This is a genomic window from Enterococcus sp. 4E1_DIV0656 (assembly GCF_002140695.1).
In the GTDB taxonomy this organism is placed as follows: Bacteria; Bacillota; Bacilli; order Lactobacillales; family Enterococcaceae; genus Enterococcus_D; species Enterococcus_D entomosocium.
In genome coordinates this window covers 623,890-649,800 of record NZ_NGLF01000002.1, presented here as the reverse complement: position 1 = coordinate 649,800, position 25,911 = coordinate 623,890, and the positions used below count along the sequence as shown (strand labels likewise).

At 42.4% G+C, this 25,911-nt stretch carries 24 protein-coding genes; 16 read left to right on the top strand and 8 right to left on the bottom strand.

The window, feature by feature from the left end; genetic code table 11:
* Positions 1–75: 75 nt before the first annotated feature.
* Positions 76–354, top strand: coding sequence for a (4Fe-4S)-binding protein (locus A5882_RS16335; RefSeq protein ID WP_008378829.1), 279 nt, complete (start codon positions 76–78; stop codon positions 352–354).
* A complete protein-coding gene (locus tag A5882_RS16330; protein WP_005234932.1) occupies positions 342–614 on the top strand; it encodes a GNAT family N-acetyltransferase in 273 nt (90 codons plus the stop codon). Before A5882_RS16335 ends, A5882_RS16330 begins: the two co-directional genes overlap by 13 nt.
* 69 nt (positions 615–683) lie before the next feature.
* Here the strand turns inward: A5882_RS16330 and A5882_RS16325 are convergent, their stop codons facing one another.
* The 5 genes from A5882_RS16325 to A5882_RS16305 form a co-directional block, all read right to left on the bottom strand.
* On the bottom strand, positions 684–2,438 hold the full coding sequence (locus A5882_RS16325) for an ABC transporter ATP-binding protein (RefSeq protein ID WP_061054371.1): 1,755 nt from the start codon (positions 2,436–2,438) through the stop codon (positions 684–686).
* Complete coding sequence (locus tag A5882_RS16320; RefSeq protein ID WP_086373144.1) at positions 2,435–4,165, bottom strand: ABC transporter ATP-binding protein; 1,731 nt, start codon at positions 4,163–4,165, stop codon at positions 2,435–2,437. The genes A5882_RS16325 and A5882_RS16320 overlap by 4 nt, the downstream gene beginning before the upstream one ends.
* Before the next feature lie 52 nt (positions 4,166–4,217).
* The gene (locus A5882_RS16315; RefSeq protein ID WP_034878476.1) at positions 4,218–4,760 is read right to left on the bottom strand and encodes a GNAT family N-acetyltransferase; all 543 of its coding nucleotides are present in this window, start codon (positions 4,758–4,760) and stop codon (positions 4,218–4,220) included.
* Positions 4,761–4,909: 149 nt separating this feature from the next.
* Positions 4,910–5,269, bottom strand: a complete 360-nt coding sequence (locus tag A5882_RS16310; RefSeq protein ID WP_005234941.1) for a hypothetical protein — start codon at positions 5,267–5,269, stop codon at positions 4,910–4,912.
* A 73-nt stretch (positions 5,270–5,342) separates the two neighbouring features.
* Positions 5,343–6,275 carry a YafY family protein gene (locus A5882_RS16305; RefSeq protein ID WP_086373143.1) on the bottom strand — a complete coding sequence of 311 codons (933 nt, stop codon included), beginning with the start codon at positions 6,273–6,275 and terminating at the stop codon, positions 5,343–5,345.
* 77 nt (positions 6,276–6,352) lie between these two features.
* Between A5882_RS16305 and A5882_RS16300 the strand changes: the two genes are divergently transcribed.
* The 8 genes from A5882_RS16300 to A5882_RS16265 all read left to right on the top strand — a co-directional run bounded on the left by A5882_RS16300 (position 6,353) and on the right by A5882_RS16265 (position 14,601).
* Positions 6,353–6,817, top strand: a complete 465-nt coding sequence (locus A5882_RS16300) for a VOC family protein (protein WP_086373142.1) — start codon at positions 6,353–6,355, stop codon at positions 6,815–6,817.
* A gap of 193 nt (positions 6,818–7,010) precedes the next feature.
* Complete coding sequence (locus tag A5882_RS16295) at positions 7,011–8,138, top strand: LCP family protein (protein WP_008378814.1); 1,128 nt, start codon at positions 7,011–7,013, stop codon at positions 8,136–8,138.
* 176 nt (positions 8,139–8,314) lie between these two features.
* Entirely contained in the window at positions 8,315–9,232 is a 918-nt protein-coding gene (locus A5882_RS16290) for a cation diffusion facilitator family transporter (protein WP_086373141.1), read from the top strand.
* A 771-nt stretch (positions 9,233–10,003) separates the two neighbouring features.
* A complete protein-coding gene (locus A5882_RS16285; RefSeq protein WP_086373140.1) occupies positions 10,004–12,670 on the top strand; it encodes an HAD-IC family P-type ATPase in 2,667 nt (888 codons plus the stop codon).
* A 209-nt stretch (positions 12,671–12,879) separates the two neighbouring features.
* On the top strand, positions 12,880–13,287 hold the full coding sequence (locus A5882_RS16280; protein WP_086373139.1) for a MarR family winged helix-turn-helix transcriptional regulator: 408 nt from the start codon (positions 12,880–12,882) through the stop codon (positions 13,285–13,287).
* Positions 13,288–13,301: 14 nt separating this feature from the next.
* Positions 13,302–13,937 (top strand): nitroreductase family protein, encoded by a 636-nt coding sequence (locus A5882_RS16275; RefSeq protein WP_008378805.1) that lies wholly within the window; start codon positions 13,302–13,304, stop codon positions 13,935–13,937.
* A 14-nt stretch (positions 13,938–13,951) separates the two neighbouring features.
* Complete coding sequence (locus A5882_RS16270; RefSeq protein WP_086373138.1) at positions 13,952–14,239, top strand: putative quinol monooxygenase; 288 nt, start codon at positions 13,952–13,954, stop codon at positions 14,237–14,239.
* A 2-nt stretch (positions 14,240–14,241) separates the two neighbouring features.
* The gene (locus tag A5882_RS16265) at positions 14,242–14,601 is read left to right on the top strand and encodes a DUF1304 domain-containing protein (protein WP_086373137.1); all 360 of its coding nucleotides are present in this window, start codon (positions 14,242–14,244) and stop codon (positions 14,599–14,601) included.
* A 132-nt stretch (positions 14,602–14,733) separates the two neighbouring features.
* Here A5882_RS16265 and A5882_RS16260 read toward each other — a convergent pair whose 3' ends face one another.
* Complete coding sequence (locus tag A5882_RS16260) at positions 14,734–15,336, bottom strand: ECF transporter S component (protein WP_086373136.1); 603 nt, start codon at positions 15,334–15,336, stop codon at positions 14,734–14,736.
* A 109-nt stretch (positions 15,337–15,445) separates the two neighbouring features.
* Between A5882_RS16260 and A5882_RS16255 the strand changes: the two genes are divergently transcribed.
* From A5882_RS16255 to A5882_RS16245, 3 genes are all read left to right on the top strand, one after another.
* Entirely contained in the window at positions 15,446–16,066 is a 621-nt protein-coding gene (locus A5882_RS16255) for a TetR/AcrR family transcriptional regulator (protein WP_005225615.1), read from the top strand.
* A 368-nt stretch (positions 16,067–16,434) separates the two neighbouring features.
* Positions 16,435–17,925 carry an NlpC/P60 family protein gene (locus tag A5882_RS16250; protein WP_086373135.1) on the top strand — a complete coding sequence of 497 codons (1,491 nt, stop codon included), beginning with the start codon at positions 16,435–16,437 and terminating at the stop codon, positions 17,923–17,925.
* A gap of 33 nt (positions 17,926–17,958) precedes the next feature.
* Positions 17,959–19,824, top strand: coding sequence for a glucosaminidase domain-containing protein (locus tag A5882_RS16245; protein ID WP_086373134.1), 1,866 nt, complete (start codon positions 17,959–17,961; stop codon positions 19,822–19,824).
* Between the two features lie 62 nt (positions 19,825–19,886).
* On the opposite strand, the gene A5882_RS16240 is transcribed toward A5882_RS16245, so the two are convergent.
* A complete protein-coding gene (locus tag A5882_RS16240; protein ID WP_005234960.1) occupies positions 19,887–20,510 on the bottom strand; it encodes a hypothetical protein in 624 nt (207 codons plus the stop codon).
* A 489-nt stretch (positions 20,511–20,999) separates the two neighbouring features.
* Here A5882_RS16240 and A5882_RS16230 point away from each other — a divergent pair, with 489 nt between their 5' ends.
* The 3 genes from A5882_RS16230 to A5882_RS16220 all read left to right on the top strand — a co-directional run bounded on the left by A5882_RS16230 (position 21,000) and on the right by A5882_RS16220 (position 23,685).
* Complete coding sequence (locus A5882_RS16230; protein WP_005234961.1) at positions 21,000–21,377, top strand: hypothetical protein; 378 nt, start codon at positions 21,000–21,002, stop codon at positions 21,375–21,377.
* A gap of 138 nt (positions 21,378–21,515) precedes the next feature.
* Positions 21,516–22,283: a putative ABC transporter permease gene (locus A5882_RS16225; RefSeq protein ID WP_005234965.1), complete on the top strand. Its 768-nt coding sequence runs from the start codon at positions 21,516–21,518 to the stop codon at positions 22,281–22,283.
* Between the two features lie 205 nt (positions 22,284–22,488).
* Positions 22,489–23,685, top strand: a complete 1,197-nt coding sequence (locus tag A5882_RS16220) for a 3D domain-containing protein (RefSeq protein WP_005234966.1) — start codon at positions 22,489–22,491, stop codon at positions 23,683–23,685.
* Positions 23,686–23,985: 300 nt separating this feature from the next.
* On the opposite strand, the gene A5882_RS16215 is transcribed toward A5882_RS16220, so the two are convergent.
* On the bottom strand, positions 23,986–25,455 hold the full coding sequence (locus A5882_RS16215) for a helix-turn-helix domain-containing protein (RefSeq protein ID WP_005234967.1): 1,470 nt from the start codon (positions 25,453–25,455) through the stop codon (positions 23,986–23,988).
* Positions 25,456–25,911 lie beyond the last annotated feature (456 nt).

The window sequence follows — 25,911 nt, the reverse complement described above, 5'->3', positions numbered from 1 at the left end:
TTCTCGAGAAGTCGTATGATGAAGGAGGAGGCAGGCAGTTTGCTTCTGACAATCAGTAAGAGGAGGGTGTTCAACATGGACGAACAGCCACTAGCGAATGAAACAGAAGAAGGGTTGATTGCTGCAGGATATCGGAAGTATCGTGGTGAAGCGATCGATATTTATTACAACAAAGAGATCTGCACCCACAGCGGTAATTGTGTGCGGGGCAATCCCGCCATTTTTGAAGTTGGACGGCGTCCCTGGGTGATTCCTGATAATGGGGAAGCAGCCCAAGCGGCACAAGTGATCCATACCTGTCCAAGCGGTGCATTAAAGTATGTGTTAAAGGAGGAACAATCATGGAAATCTTAGAAGAAAATGCTCGATTTGTGTTAAAAGACGGTGACAAAGAAATTGGTGAAATGACGTGGTCAAAAGCCGGTGAAACGCGTATGATCATTGATCATACCTTTGTCGATCCTGCTTATCGGGGACAAGGACTCGCCGAAAAATTAGTGGCAAAAGGGGTGGAAAAAGCCCGCAAAGAACAAAAGAAAATCATTCCTTTGTGTCCCTTTGCCAAAAAAGAATTTGAACGCAAACCAGAATATGCCGATGTTTGGAACCAATAAATCAACCAAAACAACCCCCACCAACTCAAGAGTCTCTCTTTGAGGTGGTGGGGGTTGTTGTATGACTGATCAATGTTGGAATTGAGCATGGTACAGGCGATAGTAATAGCCTTGTTCTGCCAGTAATTCTTCATGGGTTCCTTGCTCCACGATTTGACCGGCATCCATTACAAGGATCTTGTCTGCTGCTCGAATCGTTGATAACCGATGGGCGATCACAAAGCTGGTTTTGCCTTCCATCATTTTCAAAAAGGCATCTTGAATTTTTTTCTCAGTCAGAGTATCAACCGAACTGGTTGCTTCATCCAAAATCAGCATTGGTGGGTTACTGATCATCGTGCGGGCAATCGTCAATAGCTGTCGTTGTCCATCAGAGATCTTGATGCCTTGATGACCGATCGGTGTATCTAGTGTTTCTGGTAAGCGCATCACATATTCATACATATAGGCATGCTTTAGGGCATCATAGATTTCTTCATCTGTGGCAGTGTCATTTCCGTATTGCAAGTTTTCTCGTAAAGAGGCATCAAAGAGCCATGTATCTTGCAAGACCATTCCGAAGCTTTGCCGTAATTCTTCTCGTTTCAACTGACGAATATCGGTGCCATCGATCTTGATCGCGCCTTTATCAACATCATAGAAACGCATCAACAAATTGACCAACGTCGATTTACCGGCACCGGTTTTTCCGACGATCGCGACGGTTTCTCCAGGTTTTGCAGTAAAAGTGAAATCTTCGATCAATTTTTGACCAGGATCATAAGCAAAAGACACCTCCTCAAAGGCAATCTCGCCTTTGATCTCACCCAGTGATTGAGATTCTTGGTCATCGGCTGTTTCTGGTTCTTGATCCAACAGCTCAAAGGTTCTTGAAAGTCCAGCCAATGCCGTTTGGATCTGGGTCGTAATTCCTGACAATTCAATGAATGGTTTCGAAAACTGACTGGAGTAGATCGTAAAGCTGGAAATCATCCCAACCGTGACAGCACCTGAACCAGAAAAGTAAAGCAGACCGCCGACAAAGCCGACTGACAGATACGCCAAATGATCGACGAATCGTGAAAGGGGATTGGTCAAAGAAGAAGAAAACTGTGCCTTTTGCCCCCGGACATTCAATTCTTGGTTGATCGTTTCAAAACGGTTTTGGTTGATGGTTTCTCGATCAAAGGCTTTGACGATTTTTTGATTGCCAATCATTTCCGTAACAAAGCCAGAAATTTCGCCGACGATTTCTTGTTGGCGAGCAAAATGCGATTGTGACGTTCGTGCCACGATCCAGTTGACCAAAAAGATGATCGGGGTCGAAACCAATACGACCAACGTTAAGGGCACACTCATTTGCAGCATGACGACTAAGGCGATCAAGACGACCGAAATACCAGAAAACAGCTGGTTAAAGACTGCAGCGACGGCAATGGAAATATTATCCATGTCATTGGTAAAACGACTGACGATGTTGCCGTGGGAGTTTTGGTCATAATAGCGCAAAGGCAATGTATTGAGATGCGCAAAACCTTTTTTGCGCAAATCGGCGACAGATAAATACGCCACGCGGTTGCCCAGTCGCTGGATCAACCATTGACTGACCACAGTCACTAAAACCACTCCGGCAAACAGAAGCAAAATACGATAGAGAGTGCTAAATTGCACTTGATCAGCACCTATCAGCTGATCGACGGCTTGACCAATCTGATACGTCATATAAACCGAGGAGACGCCAGCAGCGATCCCGAGGACAACTGCTGCCCAAGTTTCCTTCGCGTAGGCAGTTAAATAAGGGAGGTAGCGACGAAAGGCCGACCAATCGAATGATTTCTTTTTCATGCTTCTTCCTCCTCTGCCTGTGATGCGACGATTTCTTGGTATTCTTTTGAAGATGCCAACAGCTCTTCATGGGTCCCTTTGCCTACCAAATTCCCTTGGTCTAAGACTAAGATCTGCTGCGCGTCTTGAATGGAGCGAACCCGTTGAGAGATAATGATGACCGTGCCACGAATGCTTTCTTTTAAAGCCATCCGCAAATCAAGATCGGTTTGATAGTCAAGGGCGCTCAGAGAATCATCCAAAATCAAGATATCTGGTTTAGCAATCAACGCTCTGGCGATCGTTAACCGTTGTTTTTGTCCCCCAGAAAAGTTCTTGCCACCTTCAAAAATCGGGGTATCCAGTTGCTGCGGCAAGGCTTCAACGAAGTCACGGCTTTGAGCGATCTCTAAGGCGCGCCAGCATTCTTCATCGGTGGCCTCTTTTTTGCCCCATTGCAAGTTTTCCCGAATCGTCCCCGTAAACAGCACGGCGGTTTGAGGCACCATAGCAATTTTTTGGCGTAATTGCTGTAAAGGCCATTTCCGCACATCGTGACCGTCAACGATCACTTTGCCATCTGCTACATCGTAGAAGCGGGGAATCAATTGGGTCAAGGCAGATTTCCCACTACCGGTTGGTCCAGTGATACCTAAAATAGACCCTGGCGCGACTTGGAAATCAATGTTTTTCAAAGCTAATCCGTATTCTTTTGAAAAGCGGAAATCAACATGTTCAAAGCGAATCGCTCCGACGTTGTTTTTCGGCTGATCCATAAAGACTTCTGAAAGTTCATCGCCGATCGATGGCTCAGTGGTTAAAACTTCGTTGATCCGTGAACCTGATGCTGCCGCACGGGTAAAGATGATCACTAAGTTGGAAACCACGATCAATGCTAAGAGCATTTGATTCATGTAATTGACCAGTGCCAGCACTTGTCCTTGCTGCAAATTGCCTATATTGACTTTGAATCCACCGATATAAAACAACGCGATAATGCCGACATTCATGATCAAGGTGGTGGCAGGCGTCAATAAAGCAGACAGGTTTGTCACCCGTAAATAGACATCACTTAAATCATCAGTTGCCTTATCAAAGCGCTTCGTTTCCGTTTTTGTGCGGGCAAAGGCACGAATCACCCGAATCCCGCTTAAATTTTGACTAACTAGCTCATTCAACTCATCTAAATGGACTTGAACTTTCTTATACAATGGCACGGTTTTGGCGATGATCCAGAATAAGACGATACAAAAGAGCGGTAAAACGAGTAGGAAAATCAAGCCAGCTTGCCAATCAATGACAAAGGCCATAATCACAGAACCGATACTTAAGAAGGGCGCCCGGACAACCAGCCGAATCAGCATCGCCAAAGCAATCTGCATCTGATTGATGTCGTTGGTCATTCGAGTAATCAACGTATCAGTACCGAATAAGTTCAGTTCGCTATGGGAAAGGGTGTTGATTTTTTTCATCAAGCGATTGCGTAATTCTGTCCCGAATCCTTGAGAAGCGACGGAAGCATAATACTGACAGATGACGGCACAGATCATGCCTACCACGGACATCACGATCATCCAGATCGTCATTTCAACGACTTTCGACCAATTGTTTTGCCGTAGGCCCTCATCGACTAAAGCGGCCATCTGTAAAGGCAGGACCAATTCAAACACCGCTTCTAAAAATTTGAAAAACGGACCAAGAATAATCTGTTTGCGATAATCCTTGGCGTAGCGTAACAAGCTTATCATAAAAAACCTCCTAAATTATTGCGGATGAGCGGACTTGTTCATCCTCATGAGCTTATGAGTGAACTTCAGCAAGATGTTCACTGACTAAACAGGCAAAAACCAAACTATCGGTCCATTCCCCCTTGTTCCACCAGTCTTGGATAAAATGTGCTTCTTGGCGCAATCCAATCCGTTGGCAAAGCTTGGCTGAGGCCTGATTGCGGGCATCTAGCGTCGCTTGGACCCGATGGATCTTCTGACTGGCAAACAACCAGTCCAACAACTCTTTCAAGGCTTCTTGAGCAAACCCTTGTCCGCCAAATGACGGATGGAAGGCATAGCCGATTTCAACGGAAGACGGCTGACCAGTAGACCACACCGACAAATCGCCGATGACCGTTTGATCGTGTAGTACCGCCAAAGAAAGACCTGCTTGGTCCGTCAAGGTGTGCTGTTGACATTTTTTGGCAAAAGACGCCGCTGCCGTTTCTGTCTGCCAAGGCTCATGAAGTAAGAAACGGCAAACTTCCGCTTGCTGATAAATAGCAAAGGTATCGGCAAAATCACTTTCTTGAAACGGACGGATCGTTAACCGTTCACTTTCCATACATACCATAGACAGCCTCCATTTCTTTAGGGACATCTTACCATAGAACGAAATAGCCGAAAACATTATCAGAAAAATACAACAACTTTCTTGTAAAAGAGTGTAAATTTCATGAAAATTCTTTCTGTTACAATTAGAACTTGCCAGTTGCTGCCTATTTACCACGCCTGCCAGCGGGCAAGAAAGGTTTTTTGCCAATCCCCCAAGGGCAAAATCACTCGCTGCATTTGAAAACGGTAGGTTTCCCCTTTATAAGTAAAGCGAATCGGGACGAGCATCCCTACAACAGGATCTTTGTGCTGTTTTTTTAGCTCAGCAAGCGGCACGCTTTTGTGCTGCAGGACTTTTGTCGAGAAAAGATTCAATGCCAAAATCGTCAATTGCTGATCATCTAAGACGAGCAGGGTACGGCTGGTGATGGCATTGAAGGACTGCCATTTTGCATAGCCGATCACAGCTCCTTCCGTCAAATAGGGGGCTGCCAACGCTTGGAAGGTTTTTTTATTTAAAAGAAACATGGGTAGAAAACTCCTTATAAGTAAGAATCGTTTTAGGCAGAGTGTCAACCATCATCGAACAGCGTGAAGACGCTTAGTCAGTTGTAAATGGCTGCAGCATCCGCCGAACTTTTTCAGTATACGCCTGTTTGAGGGCTAACGGTTCGATTTCTTTGATGGTTGGCCCAAATTGCAAGAGAAAGTCAGCTAGAAAATCAAGCTCATTGTCGGCAATGTGTCCTTCTAAGCAAAGCTCACTAGGACGTTCCACCACTGCCATATCAGGATATTTTTCTTGCCACAAGCGTTCCTTTGCCGATAGATCAAAGCGGATGTGATAGCCCAGTGTTTGTGTCAACACTTGTTGCTGCAGCTGTTTTTCAGCTAACTGCTGCAAGGTATAGCCTGTTTTTTCAGTCGGAGCAAGTCCCTGAATTGCATCACAGCGATAGCGGCGAAAGGCCTGCTTTTGACAATCAAAGGCCAAACAATACCAGTAACCAGCACGAAAATCCAGCTGATAGGGTTGTACGGTCTTGTTCGTTTTTTGATAACGCTGATAGGTAAATTGGATGACCTGTTCTTGTACGATCGCTGAAAAAAGCGCTGAGAGGATCGGTGCACTCGTCAATTGAGGCACCCCTTGAAATGAAACCGCCGTCTCCATTTTTTCTAACCAGTCGGTATCTCCTTGATAAAAAGACTGCAAAAGTTTTCGCCGCAGCCCTTGATAGCTCCGATCAAAAGGAGAATCGGATAATTTTTGTAAGAGCTGTAAAGCAAAGAAAAGGGTATAACGTTCATTTTTGTCAAAGTACAAGGGGGTCAGTTGATTTTTTAAGATCTGATAGCCGCCATAACGACCGGTTTCTACCACGAGAGGCAAGCCCAGCTCTTCCAACGATTGGACATCGCGGACGGCTGTGCGTTTTGAAATCGCAAAGGTTTTCATCAAATCAGCTAGATGAAAAGTGGTTTTTCCTTGTAAATACAATAGCTCCTGAGTTAAACGTTCTGATTTTTTCATTTCTTTCTCCAATGGTGCCAAGTTTTGGCAATATTCACAGTTACACTTATGGTAACAAGAAAAGGAGGAACCAACAAATGATCGAACCAAAAATCGCTTTATTTTTAACCTTAGACGGCAAAGCCCAAGAAGCCATCCACTTTTATCAGGAAACATTAGACGCGACCCTCTTATTCGCCATCACCAACCAAGAATATCAAGAAAAACTTGATCCAACATTGGAGATTCTTGCAGGTCAAGAACAGTATCTTTCTCATTCCATCCTACAAATCGGAGATTTCCAGTTGCAGCTGGCTGACAATCCATTGATCGAAGGGGAGCCCATTCAAGCAGGGAATCACTTATCCTTGAGTTTGACGATAGACGACACCAAAACAGCTCAAAAGCTTTATCAACGACTAGTGGAAAAGGGCAGTCAGGTGATCCAGGCACCTAGTGAAAATCCGTTTGCGTTTTTTTATGCAAGTGTTCGCGATCCATTTGGTGTAATTATTCAGCTTACTGTCGAAAAAGAAGTTGATCCATCAAAAAAGGGTGAATGAAAAAAATCGTTTTTTAATAAAATATCCATAGAAGTTGACTAATTATCCAGCTTTCTTTCATCATCAGAATTATTTTTAAGGAATGTTTAAAGGACTTCACAGAAAAAGAATAAAACTTCTTAAAAAAATAGGCGGATCGCAAAAATTCTGGTACAATCGGGGAGAGCAATTCAGGAGAAATGAAGGAGGCACTATGGATAGAAAGACGAGATATAAACAGCAAAGAGCCCACAAAGCGCGCAACAAACGCGTGATTATTGGAGGAATCTTTCTTTTCGCCATTGCAGGCATCGTTTTATTTGCCGGCTATACGTATTATGCAGCAAAAAATTCAGTGGATAAAATGTTTAAAGAATCCGCTGTAATCAGTTCCAATAAAAGTAAAGAAGACAACTCATTGAAAGCTTCTGATGTTAATTCAAAGTTTGGGATCTTGCTGATGGGTGTCGATAATGACGCGGAACGTGAAAAGACAGAACATTTGGACAGTGCCCGTACCGACAGTTTGATTTACATGGTATATGATGGCGAAAACAAGAAAATCGATATGGTTAGTCTCCCTAGAGATATTTGGACCAATATTTATGATGGAACAGGAACTGGGACAATTGCTACTACAGCCAAAATCAATAGTGCATTCACGATTGGTGAGGAAGACGCAACGATTGAAACAGTCCAAAATTACCTGCAATTGCCAATTGACTATTACGTAAACATCAATTTTACAAGTTTTGAAAAAATAATCGATGCGATTGGCGGAATCACTGTTGATGTGCCTTACGACATCAACAAGAAATATACTTCAGACAACACGGGAGAAACGTTGATTCCAGAAGGACGTCAATTGTTGAACGGTGAACAAGCCTTGATTTTTGCCCGTATCCGGAAAATGGATACTGATGTGGATCGAGGAAACCGTCAGCAAGAAGTTATTGAAGCAGCGATCCACCAAGCTTTGAAAATCAATAATGTCACCAAGTACCAAGAAATTTTAGATTCTGTCAGCGAAGATGTGAATACAAACTTTAAGTTTGAAGACTTAGTATCTTTAGCGGGCAATATGTTGTCTGGGTTCGATATTCAAAAACATACCTTTGAATGGTACGATGGGGAATCTTATGATGGTCAATCGATCGTATATATTCAAGACTATTCTTACAATGAAATCCGTAATGATATGTTGAAAGCATTAGGTCAAGCACCAGCAGATTCGCAAGCAGATGCCAATACAGAAACACAAACCGGTGTTGGAAACGAGACAGGTGCAGGAACTGGTGACGGATACGGCTCGGATGTCGTTGATGACGGAACCGGCTACTAATCAAGAGAAAAAAGTCAGGAACATTCCTGACTTTTTTTGTACCCTCAGACCTTTAAAAATCGATTGAAAACAAGTTCAGTCTCTCAAGCCGCTTTCGTTTGCATCTCAGAAGTGCAGTGCTATTCTTAAGAAAAGAGACAGCTTGTTGCAGCAAGTCATACACTGGGGGAGGAACCATGATGGAAAAACAGCAAGAACAAAAAGCCCGAAGAATCGTCTTGTTGACCCATGTCTTAGGGTTGCTCATGAAAGCCATCGGGTACTTCCTTAGCGGCAGTGCAGTTTTAATGAACGAAAGTATTCACAGTATGATCGATTGCATCAATCAAGGTCTTTTGGCCATCGGTGAAAACCGAGCACAGCGAGGACGCAGTGAACTGCATCAGTTTGGTGAAGGACGAGCGACCTATTTTTTTAGTACCGTAGTTGCCATGACAGTTTTTTTAGGCGGTGGGATTTTAGCGGTTGTTGAAGCCAGCCGTGATCTACTAGACCCAACCCACGAAGTGGAACAGCTCCAGCTGGTGGCAGCGATCTTATTTGTCAGTTTGTTCATTGAAGTGACGGCTGTACAAGAGGGATGGCAAGAAGTCAAAGAACAAAACAAGCAAAACCAGCCCCTCGTCCGTTTCTTAAAAGAAAGCCGCGATTCCGATCTGCTTTTAGGCTTCACGGAAAATTTGTTTGCCTTAGGTAGTGTGACGATCGCCATCGCAGGAATCTCATTGACTGCTTTGACAGGCAATCCGGTATTTGATTCCCTCGGGGGCATTTTAGGTGGATTGTTGTTGATAGCTGCTGCTGTCTTTTTAGCCAAAGAATTTTATAGCCTTTTGATTGGCGAAGGGGCATCCGCATCAGATTTAATGGCGATCAAACAAATTTTAGCCAACCCTGCCATCATTCAAATCAAAGATTTACGAACCCTCCATCTAAGCCCAGAGGAACTTTTGATCGTCGCCGACCTTAGCTTGAAACTAGCGCCGGATGAAGAACCAAGCACGTTTATTGATACCATTGAGCAGCAAATAAAGCAGGCTTTGCCTGAACTGAGGGTCTATTGCTATATCGAGAGTGAGGAAATTACCTCTTAAAGTAGAATAAATGCGAAGCATTCATCGGCTGGTGATTCATCAATCAACCGATGAATGCTTGTTTTGGGTAGTGGTGAGCTCGTGTTGAATGAACACAAAGGATCAATGGCTTGTTTTAACTTTAGGCTTTTCTGACGATCAGGAATTAGATTGTAAGCGGAAAGATCCAGTGATTTATCTATTTTTTTAGCAGTAAACAGTTTTTTTGTTCAAAATTTTGTGTTTTTTTGTTAAAATAAAGTAAGGGCAGCGAGTGTTCTCTTTTTGAAGTTATTTTTTTGCTAGAGTTGTAACATTGTAAATCACAACATAGCGAAAGCTGAGGTTATTAAGAAAACGCCGAAACGAGTGCCTGTTTGCCATTACTGACATGCTGCCCAATCGTCACCAAAAGCGGTGGTGCTAATTTTGTTACGACTGTTTTTTTACTTTACTTGTGAAGCAAAATCCTTTGCGAACATCTTCATCCATGATAGGTTAGAAATAGGCCGAATGGTTTTTTCACAAAGTACGTACATAGAAAGATCACTTGCGACTACCAAAAAAAGTTACTTCACTGCTCGCAAAATGATCGATGCTCATCACACATACCTTTTCCCTCAGCCAGTCAATCTGCGCTTGCTTTTCTTATTGGTTATATTCCCTTCGATCAGCAATTGCCTGAACCGATTAAAAATCAAAAAGTGACTGTGCAAGGTATCTGTACCGATTTATCCCTTCAGAAACGTGGAAACCCTCGGCAAGAAGTTTACAATTAAAAGGAGGAATTTGATGGAAAAATTTTACCAGCAAAAGACTGAAGAGACCTTGAAACATTTTGAAAGTGACCGCAAGCAAGGCCTAAGCGGGAAAGAAGCCGACAAACGCTTAGAAAAATACGGAGAAAACACGATCCAGCAACAAGAATCCCTTTCTGTATGGGAATTGCTGTGGCATAACTTGAACAACTTGATTGTTTATCTCTTGCTAGCAGCTGCGTTACTCTCTTTTGCGATGGGGGAAACGGTTGAAGGAATTGCAGTATTGATTGCCGTGGTGATTGCTGTAATGACCGGTTTCATTACAGAATTACGAGCACAAAAATCAATTGATTCACTTCAAAGCATGATTTACACTACCGCAAAAGTGATTCGTGATGGAGAAGTAATGGAGATCGAGTCGGCAAAGATCGTTCCAGGCGATATTCTCGTTTTGGAAGAAGGGGATGCTATTGCGGCAGATGCCCGCTTACTTGAAACGAGCAACTTTGCCTGCATCGAATCAGCGCTGACCGGTGAGTCAGAAGCTGTTGAAAAAGATGCACGAGAAACTTATGAAGAAGATGTTCCATTAGGCGATCGCCGCAATGTCGTTTTCGCAGGAACTGCGGCAACTCGGGGAAATGCCTATGCAGTAGTGACAGAAACCGGCATGAAGACCGAGGTCGGAAAAATCAGTGACATGCTGACGGGGGATAAAAAGCGTCAAACGCCGTTAGATATCGAATTGGACAAGCTTGGAAAAGCAATCATTATTGCAGCGCTCTTTGCTGCGGTGGCAGTTTTGGTCGCAGGTATTTTGACGAATCAGCCATTTGTCGAAATGATCCATATTTCGATTATTTTAGCGGTCGCAGCCATTCCTGAAGCAATGCCAGCCGTTTCGACAATCACATTGTCTCGAGGCATGCGGACGATGGCCGAGCACAAAGCACTCGTCAAATCGTTATCAGCCGTAGAGACTCTTGGCGCAACCAGTATCATTGCCAGTGACAAAACGGGGACGCTGACAGAAAACCAAATGACGGTTGCTGAGATCATTTTAGGTTCAGGAGAAATGTTCAAAGTGACAGGAAATGGGTATGAACCCAACGGAAAATTCTATAAGGCAGACTCGGATGATAATTCCGAGATCGATGCAGCCAATCATGATGCGCTGCAAGGGATGGTTGCAAATGGCGCTTTATGTACCACCGCCACTTTACGTGAAAAGGAAGGGCAATACGAGATCCTCGGTGATCCAACGGATGGGGCGTTTGTCGTTTTAGGTCAAAAGATTGGCATCGATCGGCAAAAAGAGCAGGACAGCGGGCTGAAGAAAATCGCAGAAATGCCCTTTGATTCCGACAACAAATACATGGTGACCGTGTATGAAGGAGAGCAACGGACATTGATCATCAAAGGGGCACCAGATGTCTTAATTGATTTAGCTGATGCTGATGCCACAGAAAAAGAACAACTTCATGAATACAATGACACATTAGCCAGTCATGGGCAGCGGGTGATCGCTGTCGGTTGCATCAAGGATTATCAAGGTGGGACGGACGAAGCAGAACTGAAAGCAGCATTACAGGAAATCAAGATCCAAGGCTTTGCGGGCATCGTCGATCCGCCACGAACAGATGTCAAAGAGGCAGTGAAGGTCGCCCAAGAAGCGGGGATCCGAGTGAAGATGATCACGGGGGACCATCCGAAGACGGCATCCATGATCGCCAAAGAAATTGGCTTAAAAGATCATGAAAAAACCATGACAGGTCGCGAGATCGATGAATTGGCAGGGCAGGAAGGCTTTAACGAAAAAATCGAAGAAGTCGCTGTCTTTGCTCGAGTCTCTCCAAAAAATAAATTACAACTTGTGGAAGCCTTGCGTGAAGAAGGCGATATCGTTTCTATGACTGGCGATGGCGTTAACGATGCGCCGGCACTCAACGGCGCCGATATCGGGATCGCCATGGGGATTCGTGGGACAGAAGTAGCCAAAGAATCTTCCGATATGATTTTAACGGATGACCGTTTTGGAACAATCGTCGATGCCATCAAAGAAGGACGCATCATTTTTGACAACATCAAAAAATATGTTTCTTTCTTATTCTCATGTAATATGGTTGAGATCGTGACGATCTTTTTAAGTGTCATCTTCTTGATGCCAATGCCGATCCAACCGCTGCATATCCTTTTCTTAAATCTAGTCATCGATATTGCGCCAGCAATGGCGTTAGCCTTTGAACCAGCAGAAGACGATATCATGAAACGTCAGCCACGGTCGAAAGCTGATGGCCTCGTCAACAAACGCTTCTTAGGACGCATCATTTTAAGTGGTGTTGTGATTGGTTTGGTGGCGTTTGGCTTCTTCAATTTCTTGATGTTGACGGATCACGAGTTGCTTTATGCACAAACAGCGACCTTTACCTTTATGGCAGTAGCGCAATTGATGCATATTTTCAACGTTCGTAAGAGCAGCGGTTTTGGCTTAGACAAAACTCTCTTGAAAAACAAACCGTTGATGGGGGCATTGCTCCTTTCCGTAGGTTTGCAGCTTTCAGCAGTCTATGTACCGTTTATGAATGAGCTATTAGACACGATGCCAATTCAAGCCGGCACGTGGGGGATCATCTTCGCTGCTGCAGCGATCTCTACACTGATTGTGATGGGCTTGAAGAAACTCTTCCAATTAAAATAAAATAAATTCTCCAGTATTTTCTCAATACCGGAGTAACGAAGACCCGCAGCCTAATGGCGCAACTTCGCCAAAGGATTCTTGATTCGATCCTTGATGAAGTTCGCCTAGCTGCGGGTCTTTTTTGCTTACTCTTTACAAGCAAAAGAAAATGATTTATACTTGACTAGTCAACAGTTGACAAGTCAATGATGAAAGGAGCGGTTTATGCAATGAATTTACGTGAGCTAAGCGGATTGCTGTATCGGATGAAAATCGTGAATCAAGAATTAACGGCGATCTTTGAAAAAGAGACTGGCTTTAGTCTGACCCGTTATCAGTTGCTGCAGTTTTTGAATGAGCAAGGACGCTGTACCCAAAATCAAGTACAGAATGAATTGAAGATCGATAGTGCAGCGGTCACTCGGCATTTGAAGATTCTCGAAGAAAAACAATTTGTGACACGGGAACGAAACAAAGACAATAACCGCGAGATTTTTGTTTCTTTGACACCGAAAGCACAAGCCGATTTGGCTAGTTGTGCTTCAAAGCATGCCAGCTCTGAGGAGACGTTAGGCATCAATTTGACCGAAGAAGAAGAAGCACAGCTTCTAACATTACTTATGAAATTAGTTCCATGAAAGAAGGCAAACCCATGACAGAATACAGCAATAACAATTTTTCAGAGATTACCTTTGGCCGAAAATCGGTCCGTGTCTATGATGAAACCTACAAAATCCCTCATGAAGAAATGTTGACCATGATCCAAGAGTCAACGACAGCACCTTCCTCAGTCAATATGCAGCCTTGGCGCTTTGTCGTTGTGGAAAGCGATGAGCAAAAAGCAAAATTGAAACCGTTGATTCGTTTCAACGTCCGACAAAATGATACATCTTCTGCAATGGTCTTGATTTTTGGCGATATGCTTTGTCATGAACTAGGAGAAGAAATTTATAACAAAGCAGTAGCAGAAGGCAAAATGCCAGCGGAAGTACGTGACCAACAATTAGCAGCGATCATTCCTCATTACGAAAATCTTACAAAAGAACAAATGAATGATGTGGTGAAGATCGACGCTAGTTTAGCAGCGATGCAATTTATGTTAGTTGCGCGGGCGCATGGCTATGAAACCAACCCAATCGGCGGTTTTGAAGCAGATCAATTAGCAGAAGCTTTTGGCTTAGACAAAGAACGTTATGTTCCTGTCATGATCCTTTCAGTCGGAAAAGCCAAAGAATTAGGCTATGAATCCGTTCGGTTAGACGCAGAACAAATTACGACATTTCTATAAGAGGAGGGAAAACGATGGAAATCATCAATGCAACGTTTTACATCAAAGAAGAAAAGCGGGCAGATTTTTTAGCCGCTGTTACCCCATTAATAGCATCGGCAAGAACTGAGGATGGCTGCCACGGCTATCATCTCTATGAATCATTGGAAGAGAACAATCGGTTTGTCATGGTCGAAAAATGGGCGAATCAAGAAGCGATCACCGCTCACAATCAAAACCCGCTGCTGCAACAATTATTCCAACAAATGCCTGACTTTGCAGCCAAACCGAGCGAGATCGTTGTCGCTCATCAAGGAGAATAAAGATGACGATTTTATCGACGATTTTGATTGTACTGGTTGCCTTAGAGTTTTTCTATATTCTCTATTTAGAAACATTTGCCACTACGTCCAAAGCAACGGCGCGGGTCTTCAACGTGACGAAAGCAGAACTTGAACGACCGATCGTTTTGACCTTGTTCAAAAACCAAGGGGTTTACAATGGACTCATTGGTTTGGGGTTACTGTATAGTATTACCTTTGCTTCAGCACCATTGGAAATCAGTCGCTTGTCGCTGATCTACATTATCTTAGTAGCTGCATATGGCAGTGTGACTAGCGACAAGAAAATTATTTTGACCCAAGGCGGTCTAGCGATCCTTGCCTTGCTGTCCACCTTTTTTTAACCAATAAAAGAAGAAGCCCCCTAATCTAAGAAAGCCTTTCTATACAATAGAAGCTTTCTTAAATCGGGGGCTTTTAATGTTTGGGCAAAGAGTACTCAGAACGTGAAAAAAATGATAGGATAAGAGAAGGGACTAACGATTTTCTGGAAGTAAACTGGTTGCCGCAAATAAGGCTTTTACTAGAATGGGTGTTAAGATCGCAGCTGTGATCACCTCAGAGATTCCATTCGTTATAGCAATTCCACCGAGGGTCACGAATAAAGCCGAAGCATCGACACCATAGGTATTGGCAACTAACCCAGTATATAAGGTTCCCATTAGGGTTAAGACCAAAACTGTATTTGTGATGGTCCCAAAGATCGCTGCAACAATCGAAGCAGCGACGACTTTTTTGGTCTTTTTGTAAATGATCGTAAATAAGAGACCAGCCACTAAGCCAACCAACACACGGGGGACCACTGAGATGATTGGGTTGGTGAAAACGGCAATGTCCAAGGGCGTTGTCGGGGAGGTAAACGCACGGATCATGGTAAAAATGCCCCAGACTAAGCCAATGAACATCCCGTCTTTTGTCCCTAAAACGATGGCAGCGACGATTACCGTGATATGGATGATCGTCAAACTAGTGATACCGATCGGAATAAATCCAAGGAAAGGCACCATCGTCTGTAAAATAATAATAGCAGTCAAAATGGCACGAATGACAAGGCGATAGGTTTTGCTTTTTGTATTCATTGTAAAAACTCCTTTTTTATAATGACACTCGTGTCATTTTTAAGTTAGGTTGATTATACAACAAAATGACACGAGTGTCATTAATAATGTGATGAAAGGAGCCAAAAAAATGGCGAAGAAGCAGCAGAGCGAATTGACTACAGCTGAAAAGAAAAAACAACAAAAGCGTGATTTGATTCTTGAAAGTGCCAAAGTCGTCTTTAGTAAGAAAGGTTTGATTGATGCGACAATGAAGGACATTATCGAAGAGTGCGGCATTAGTCGCGGCGGCATTTATTTGTACTTTCGTTCGGTGGATGAGATTTTTTTGGCAGTGTTAGAGCAGCGTTCCAAACGAAAATTTGATGATGTACGAGAGATGATCATGGAGCAAGTACCCTTTGAAACGATTTTAAACAAATATTTTTCCGACCATCGCAAGCGTCTACTCCACAGCATTTCTGACGGTATGCTGCGAGCCGTCTATGAGTATTACTATACGCATAAAACCGAAGCCTCCAGTTCACTGCAGCAAGCTCAACTCGCTGAGACGAAACGGACGATCCATGAGATTTTTCAAGTGGGCGTTCAGCAAGGTGTATTAAAAGATGAAAACTTGGCAGTGATTGCAGAAAACTATATGTTCGTGATTGAAGGATTAGGGATTTTGGCTCTGACCGGTCACATCACAGAACAGACCATTGATGACCAAATCGCCGTAATGAGACAACTACTCCCTTATCGTGAATAACACAGACAAAAAAACCTCGCTCTTTTCTAGAAAACACTAGGAAGGAGCTTTTTTCGTCTGTTTATAACTTTGTGAATCAAGCATATTTTGCAGAAAATTAATGTAATAAAAGTGAAATCTACAACATTATTTATTTTTTCTTAAGAAAAAGGACTTTTTCTATGAAGTTTTCTTGAACAGTTGATACATAGGGATTCACTCGGCGTGTCGGTGGGATAGGAGTGGGGAACATGTAATAAAAAAACAGAGCTTATTTATGTAACTAAAATGTAAATCGCTTACGGATTGGGTTTGTTGCTGAACTATGGTAAAATGAAAATGGTCAAATAAATGAAAAAAAAGTTTTAAAATTGAATTTGGAGGATCAGATGAAGAAGAAAATCTTTGCAACAGTGTGTATGTGCGGCATTGTATTGTCATCATTCGGCGGACCTGTGACCGTTTTTGCTACGAATCACGATCAATTGATTGAACAAAAAAATAACGAAATTGATCAGTTGAGACAGCAACGTCAAAGCGTACAAGGGGAAATTGACGGATTGTCTGCAGAAATTGATTCGTTAAATCAAGAAGCAGCAATCATTTTAGCGCAGCAAAGTGATTTGTTGCAAGCGATCGAAGGATTGGATCAGGAAATCAGTCAGTTAGAAGAGCGCATTGCCAAACGCTCAGAAAACATTGAAAAGCAAGCCAGAGAAACACAAGTTAATGGAAAAGGCGACCATTTTCTAACAGCGGTACTAGAGGCGGACTCTGTCAGTGATCTAGTCGGTCGTTTGCATGCGATGACGACGATCATTCGAGCGAATAATGAAGTGATCGAACAGCAAAAAGCCGACCAACAAGCTGTTGAACAAAAGCGTGCGGAATCACAAGAAAAAGTGGCAGAATTGCAAGCAGCACAGAGCCATCTGGAAGCACAAAAAGGTGTTTTGGAAGCAAGCCAAGCAGAATTAAATGTCTTAGTTAGTAATTTAGCCTACGAAGAAGCAACGAAAGAAGAAGAAAAAGAACAGCTGCGTGCGGAAAAAGAAGCCTATGAAGCGGAGCAAGCAAGAATTCGTGAAGAAGCTGCCCGAGTAGCTGCTTTACAAGCCCAAGCGGAACAAGCGGCGCAACAGCAGGCAGAACAAGCTGCAGCGGAAGAAGCAGCCTTGAATGAAGCAGCTGTTCAAGTAGAGAGCACAGAACCTGACGCAGAAACAGAGAGCCCAGCGCCAGTGGAAGAGCCAGAAGCACCAGCAGAAACGCAACCAGAGGAAACGCAAGAATCTGAACCGGTTGAAACACCAGAGGTTCCAGAGGAAACACCAGTAGATACACCAGAAATTCAAGAGCCAGAAACACCAGTGACACCTGCAGCACCGGAGACGCCAGCGGACAGTGCACCTGCAGTTCCTGCACCAACGCCAGCACCGACGCCAGTTACACCAACACCGGCGCCAACGCCTGCTCCGTCACCTGCACCGATCGTGACGCCGCCAGCACCTTCTGCACCAGCATCAACAAATGGTGCTGCAATCGTGGCAGAAGCTTATAAGCATATCGGAAAACCCTATGTGTGGGGTGCCAAAGGACCGGACAGCTTTGACTGTTCTGGGTTTACTCGCTATGTCTTTTTACAAGTAACAGGGAGAGATATTGGTGGATGGACGGTGCCACAAGAAACAGCCGGTACAGTGATTTCCGTTAGCCAAGCACAACCAGGAGATCTTTTATTCTGGGGTTCATCAGGTAGCACCTATCATGTAGCCATTGCTTTAGGTGGCGGACAATACATTCATGCACCACGCCCAGGACAAAATGTTTCTGTTGGCAGCACCGCTCATTTTACACCTAGCTTTGCAGTAAGAATGTAAGAAGTAGCTAGCTGTAGTTTTAAGGAGAGACAAATGGAAGAAAGAAAACAACTTCGTTATCGTGCGAAGAAACAAAAAAGAGGGCTTCTTTACCGTAAAAGTGCGGCGGCAACCGCTGCACTTGTTAGTACGGTGAATATTTTGCCGATGAATGTTTTAGCAGATACACTCGAGTCAGCAGAAGCCCAAAATGGTGTTCAAGTAGTTGAAACAGCAGAGTCAACCCAAGACACATCGACGCATGATTCAGTGAGCATTGTAGAAGATCAAGAAGTGAACGAGGGATCACCAGCAACTCAAGATAGTACCGATCCATCAGAAGCTGAAAGTGCGGATGGAGTAGAAATCCAAGAGGTACCCGAAAATGCACCAGCAGATGATGCTTCTGAACAGAATGAAGCAGAAACCGATAGTGATATTCCTGTTCTGTCAGAAGAAGAGCGGATCGCCATTGAAACGAAGGTCATGCCCAACTACAACAATCCAATGGCACGTTCCAACAATCAGCAAGCATTTATTCAGCAAGTAGGACCAATGGCACAAGAAGTTGCCGGGGCAAATGACCTCTACGCTTCGGTCATGATTGCCCAAGCGATCTTAGAATCAGGTTGGGGGCAATCCACGCTGACCACTCTTGCAAATAATATGTTTGGTATCAAGGGATCTTACAATGGACAATTTGTAGAGATGCAAACCATGGAAGATGACGGGAATGGCAATCTCTATCCGATTATTGCTAGGTTTCGTAAATACCCCTCATTAAAAGAATCTTTTCAAGACAATGCGCACGTTTTGAGAACTACCTCATTTTCGCCGGGTGTTTTCTTCTACCATGGGGCATGGAAGTCTAATACAAATTCTTATCGTGACGCGACTCAATGGCTGCAAGGACGTTATGCCACCGATACTTCTTATGCAAGTAAGCTAAACAACTTGATTGAAACGCACAATTTGACCCAGTACGATACATCAAGTGGTGGCGGTTCAAATGATAACAACAATAACAATTCTGAGCAGGCGATCAATAAGCAATTCAGAACAAATGCAGCACTCAATATCCGTTCGGATGCTTCCACTAGCGCCTCGATCGTTGGTTCATTGGCTGCCAATGCAACATTTGAAGCAGTAGCGCAAAAAACTGGTACCAGTGTGAACGGCAATACGACGTGGTATCGAATTCAAGGACGTGGCTGGGTAAGTGCTGCTCACGTGACGGAGATCTCATCGAATACGGGTGGGAATGATAACAACAATAATAATGGTAACAACAACAATAACAACAATAACAACAATGCCGAACAAAGCATCAACAAAGAGTTCCGCACAACTGCTGCCTTGAACATCCGTTCAGATGCATCGACTAGCGCTTCTGTTGTTGGCTCCTTGGCAAGTAATGCGACATTTCGAGCAGTCGCTCAAAAGACGGGAACGAGTGTCAACGGAAACAATGTGTGGTATCGAATTCAAGGACGCGGCTGGGTGAGTGCTACGTACGTGACAGAAGTGAACGCTGGAAGTAATAGCTCTGAGCAAAGCATCAACAAAGAGTTTCGTACAACCGCAACATTGAATATTCGCTCTGATGCGTCTACCAGTGCCAGAATAGTTGGTTCTTTGTTAAACAACTCCTCTTTTCGCGCGGTTGCGCAAAAGACCGGAACCAGTGTGAATGGCAACAACGTCTGGTATCGAATTGAAGGGCGTGGCTGGGTAAGTGCAGCGTATGTTCAAGAAACGAACACTTCCTCATCAAACAGCACCACCTATACCGTACGTTCGGGAGACACTCTATGGGGCATTTCGCAACGCTACAGTGTGACTGTGAATCAGTTGATGCAGTGGAATAATCTTTCTGGCTCATTGATTCTTGTAGGACAGCGTCTTGTAGTCCGTAGATAAAATGAAAAAACATCTGGAACCATTTTTGCGGCTATTTGCCAAAATGGTTCCAGATGTTTTGTTTATTCTTCTTTGAAGCTGTTCATGATCGCTGTTAGCTCGTCTTTTGAAGAGTCGTATAAGCTTTCTAACGTCCAACCATACAACTGAACATAATTATTGTCGGTTTCAAGTACATAATAAATATAGTGGATATTTAGCCCTTCAACTGTCGCTGGGAAATCAACGAAATAGGCCTTCGTGTCAGGAATTGGTAAAAAGGTGGCGGTCGTATCGAAGCTTGTTGCCAAATTTTCTTGAACCAATCCGAGATAAGTTTCTAAATCGGCAAAATCTTGTTTCGATTCAACGACTGCAGCTAAGTATTTCGTTTCTAACGCATCTGACAACATGAAATCATTGTCAGGATTCAATGAAGTGAAATCGGGTACCTCTTGCCAATTACTAGGCAAATCGATGGTATAGTTTGTTCCACTCACGCCTGTGATGGTTTGTTCCGAACTCGGTAAAGCCGCTTCGCTGGAAGAGCCCGTCGATTCTTGCGCGACTTCTGTTGACGAAGTCATAGATAAGCTTGTAGCGCTTGCATTTTCCGTGCTTTCTGAAGCTGGTTTCTCCTCTTTTGGCGTACAGCCAGCAAAAAGAAGTGTGAACCCCAATAAACTAAAAACAACACTTTTTCTCATTATTCTCACGTTCCCCTTTGTTTTCTATTTTCAAATAACCAACATTATTTAGTTAATCGTATAATAGGAAAGGAAATAACGCAATAAAATATTCTCAGTTACTGCATGAAAAGAAAAAAATAAAGGATTGTTAAATAATAAATTTAAAAAAATGAAGTCGAAATAACTGACTGTTACCGCTTATTTTCACTTTTTTCTTAGATTGATGCAAAAGTTGATTATAAATACGGGGCGACTTTTGCTATGCTTTAGAAAAGAAAGGAAGCATTAAAAGAATAGTGAAGTTAAAAATTGTGTCGGTTATATCTATAAAATAATAGTGTGTTTTTTATTTATCTATTTGTTTTGAATAATTGTCAGAATTTTGTTGCGAAATACTATGGCTTCTTTCGATACAAAAAGTAGGGCGACATCAGCAACAGCCGGATAGAGAAAGATAGCTCAAAGCGGCGAGGAATAGAAGAAACATAAGATCTACGTTTAAAAATAATGGAACTAGGGGGAAGGAAATTGTTTTATCAATCAGTAAATGAGTATCTAGTAAAAATGAGAGAAGGATTATCTGCTGAAACCATTAAAGGTGAAATGCCATCAGTCTATGCGTACTGGTTAGCACAGGAAGCAGAATTGAAAAAAATATTGAAAAACAAAGACATGGCTTTTTGGATGGATATCCAAAGAGTTCTCTTGATCGATGCAAAATTAGTATTACTTCGCAGTTATATCAATGACTACGATTTTCACGGATTTTCCGAAGATGAGATCATTGCAAATGTGGAACAAGATCATTTTACCTTTAACAAAGAACTATGTGGCTATAGTTTGAAAGAACAAGTGCACCCATCAATTATTTTTGGTGATCAATAAGCAACGAAAAAAGAACGTTCAAACAGGGAATAAGCTACTGCACTGATTCAAAATAAGACTGATTGATTTGTGGTATGATTGTGATGACAAGTACGATTGCACAGATCATTGTGACAGTTTGAAAAGGAGCGGATAGGTATGGTTCAATTTGAACGGATCATTTTATTATTTTTCTTGTACTCATTTATCGGTTGGCTTTGGGAAACCATTTATTGCTCACTAAAAGCCAAGCACTTTGTTTATCGGGGCTTCCTTGTTGGTCCCATCACACCCATCTACGGCTTTGGGATTCTTGGCGTTGTCTATTTATTGCGGCCATTGCATGAGCAAGTGATTCCACTGTTCTTTGCGGCAGCGTTGTTGGTTACCGTGCTTGAATATGTGACAAGTTATTTACTTGAGCGTTTTTTTCATGCCTCATGGTGGGATTATAAAGAAGTCCCATTAAATATCAATGGACGGGTGGCATTGCCGATTTCTCTTTTTTGGGGCGTGTGCTGTGTGCTCATTGTTCGATTTGTTCATCCGCAAATGCTGGAGATTGTTCAAACATTGAGTGCTCGCGTAGGATTCTTATTGCCAGTTTTCTTATTAATGGTTCTCTCTTTTGATATGGGCTATACCCTAGCTAACTTGGTTGCCTTTCAGAAAGCGGTGCAACAGGTCAATCAAGCCTTTGAACAGCACAAAAAAGAATTGGCTGAAAATATTGAGCAATATAAAAACGATTGGCAAGGGCGCTTCGCAGCGTTTCCAGAAGAATGGCGCGTATTAAAACAGAATCTACCGAGATTGAATTTCCATCAAAGAAGACTCTTAAAAAACTTTCAAAAGTTAGAAATCAATCAGATAAAAAGCAGTCAGGAATTGTCTCGATTTATTGAAGCGATCCGTAAGAAAAAATAGGTTTGTTACGGTAAGATTACAAACAATAAACCCTTATCAATGCTGATTCTTCCCACTTCTGACTGATTTCAGTTGAAAAAGACGATTAAAACACCCACTATTACGATAATTTGTAACAAATTGTAAAGGTCCTGCAATAAAATTCTTCTTAAGAATTTGTATAATAGGATATGTTGGAAAACATAGTGAGAAGTGAGGGAATTTTTTGAAGGCAAAGAAACTACGAACAATCGTTGTCGCTGTCTTTGCGGCAGGAATCGTTTCTCCAATCTTTGCGCAGGCTGAGTCACTTGAATCATTGCAAGAGCAAGAAAGTGCCGTCATGCAGCAAAGTCAGGAAATCAGTACGGAAGTACAGATTGCATTGACTGATGTGAATGCGAAATACAGTGAGGTAGAAGAGCTAAAAGCTCAAATCGCTGAAAATGAAGAATCATTAGCAACAACCAAAGCAGAAATCAAAACTGCACAAGAAACAATTGAAAAGCGTGAAGCAGTCGTTGCGGAACGTATGAAAGACATCCAAGTCAATGGCGGGGCTACCAGAGACTGGACGGTACTGTTAGAATCATCAAACATCCAAGATTTTATCAATCGTGCCTATGCGATGACGATGTTACAAAACTTGGAAAAAGAAAAGATCGATTCATTAACAGCTGAAAAAGAAAAGCTAGAAGCTTTAGAAGAAAAAGCACAGTCAACACAGCAATCATTGAAAGAAAATCAAACCGCATTAGAATCAGAAGCCAAAACACTGGATTCAAAAATTGCGAATCTACAAGCCCAATTGAAAGAAAACGAATCAACCTTGGCACAAATCGCTTCAAGCAAAGAAGCTGAAACAGCTCGCTTAGCTGCTGAAAAAGCAGCAGAAGAACGAGCAGCTAAAGAAGCGGCAGAACAAGCAGCGAAAGAAAAAGCAGAAAAAGAAGCAGCCCAAGCTGCCGAACGTTCAAGCGCTTCTGAATCACAAGCGGCTGCTTCATCGAGCAGCGATACGACTGAAAGCAGCACCTCATCATCGAGCAGCTCTTCAAGCAGTAACAATAGCTCAAATAGCAGCTCAAGCAATACAAACAATAACAATAACAATAGCAACAACAGCAATACAAGCAGTGGTCGGACATTGATGATGGAATCAACTGCCTACTCTTATAAAGAAGCTGGCTCCAGTTTCTTTACAGCAAGCGGTACAGACTTACGTAAAAATCCAATGGCAGTTGCCGTGGATCCAAGCGTGATTCCGTTAGGCACCTTAGTCAATGTTGAAGGTTATGGCGTAGCACTAGCGCTTGATACTGGTGGCGCGATCAAAGGAAATATCATTGATGTTCACTTTGATAACGTAGCACAATGTATCCAATGGGGACGTCGTCAAGTAAAAGTAACGATTCTCGATTAATCAATCAACTAGCAAGAGGCAGCTCACTGAATGAAGTGGCTGCTTCTTTTTTTTTGCTTTTAATAGAATAAGGCATAAGTAGAGAGCGTATCGCTGTGTCAGTGCCGACCCGAACGATACGCTCTATTTTGATTTAAATTGCTCACAAGTCCTTACAATCGTTCTCTCAGTTATTTATTTTGTGGTGATCTAATCATACTAGAGAACGATATGCTTTTTAATACCTAAAATGAAAATGGGGCTGAAGAATCAGTTATGATTCCTCAGTCCCATAAATTAAAGAGTCAAGATTTTCATTTATCAAGGATTGAAGTTGGCATTCAGTTTTTCTTCTAAAGCTTCCCAGTCATGCTCATCGGGAAAAGTTTTGAATAGCAAATAATCAATGTCTTGGGCATATTCGGTAATGTATTCCGTATAGTTGGTGACGATCAAGTCAATTTGATTTTTTTCCAAATAGCCTGCCGACAATTCATTGGAGTCTGGAAAATAAAATGTCCGAGAGCTGCGCAAATAACGAACAGATTTGCATTTTAATAATTGGCATAAATAAAAGGGGCCTTCAAACAAAAAAGCGATATTCTTCTTTGCTTGCCAGTACAAAGATTTAATAGAGGTAACGTACATCGTAAGACTCGTTCCTAAGTGTTCCAGTGTGATACTGTCCCAAATTTCTCTGGCTAATGGTTGCGTCAACAGATAGTTTTTAAATAGATGGTAATCATCCATATACGCCTCTTCGACAAAATGAACGGTATCCGAAATCATATGGTTTAATAAGGGGGATAATAATTGCTTGATTTTTGCTACCGTAAAAAAGGATTCTACTAAGAGCCGGTCACGAGCGCTATCTTGAGTATCTGGCAAACAATCCTTGACAAAGGCTGCAGCAAGCTGCTTAATTTCAAGCCAATGATTATACTCTTTACAAAAGGTTTGTTCGATCGCCAAATTGCTGATCGAGCGACGGGTTTTCACCAATAAGAACAAATAAAGGACTTCCTCATAGGGAAGTTCTTTTTGGTATTGTTCACTCATTGCCTCGTTGATTTCAGAAAATAGCCGAAAATCATTATATTGCTCAAATATTTTTTTTATTTGCTTAGGCAACTCGATACCTTGACCCGCACAATGGCGCTCAAAGGTGATATACAAGTAATAATTGAATTCACCAAACGAACAAGCATGCTGGTCAAGTTGATAACATCTAGAAAAAGCGCTAGCAGTGATATTTTGGATGGCGATCGGCGGGAAAATCGTATGGGCAGTAATTTCCGATTCGTAATAGAAATCATGGAAAAACTTGCGAATATTGATCTCCTCACCAATAAAGCAAATAGGATTGGTTTGGATCTCCAAACGATAGAAAGAAAAAATCGGTTGCACTTTCCGCAAATAGCGAAGAACAGTGCTTTCTGATATATGGTACTTCTCTGCCCATTCAGATGAGCTATAAAGATCATTGTGGAAAATACTTTCGATGATATGGAACAGAATCTCATTGGCAATCAGCGCACGTTTTTTCGTTAAATAAACAGTGGAATGTTTGATCGAAAAAATATACCCCTTGTGAGAAGAGTCGATCGATAAACAATCGCCAAAGTACTCTTTTAGATCCGTCACATCCGTAACGATCGTTCGCGTGGTACTTCCTGAAATTTTTGCCAAACCTTGAGTCGAACATTGATAATTTTTCTCGAATGCCCTCAAAATTTTCAGCCATCGAATCGTTGCAGTGTTAGTAATAAAATTTATTTGAAAATTTCTCAAGACGTGGCTCCTTTCATGAACAAAATCGCAAATCTTACTTATTCATCTTAAAGAAGATAGGGAAGAAAAAACAAATCACGTATTTCATCGATTGGTGAAATCTATACCTGAGTCTATGCGAGATTTTTTGCATTTTCTATAAATCAACTGACGATCGGCATATATATAGGTAGAAACACGTTTTTTTCCAGCATGTCGAAGAAGATTGATGGAAATTGAATAGCCAGAGAGGGGCGAGACGATAAGTTTTTAGTGGTGGAATAAAAATTAAATGATTATTGTTTTTCGGGGGGCGATTGAATATTAAGGGGAATAGAATTGAAGAAAAAAGTCACTTTGCGAAAGACAACTTATAATTTTAACAGGAACGATTGACGTAAAAAAATAGCAGCCGCAATGGAAACCCTAAGTGCGCCAAGAAAAGAATTCAGCTTTGCCAAATTAATTTATAATAAC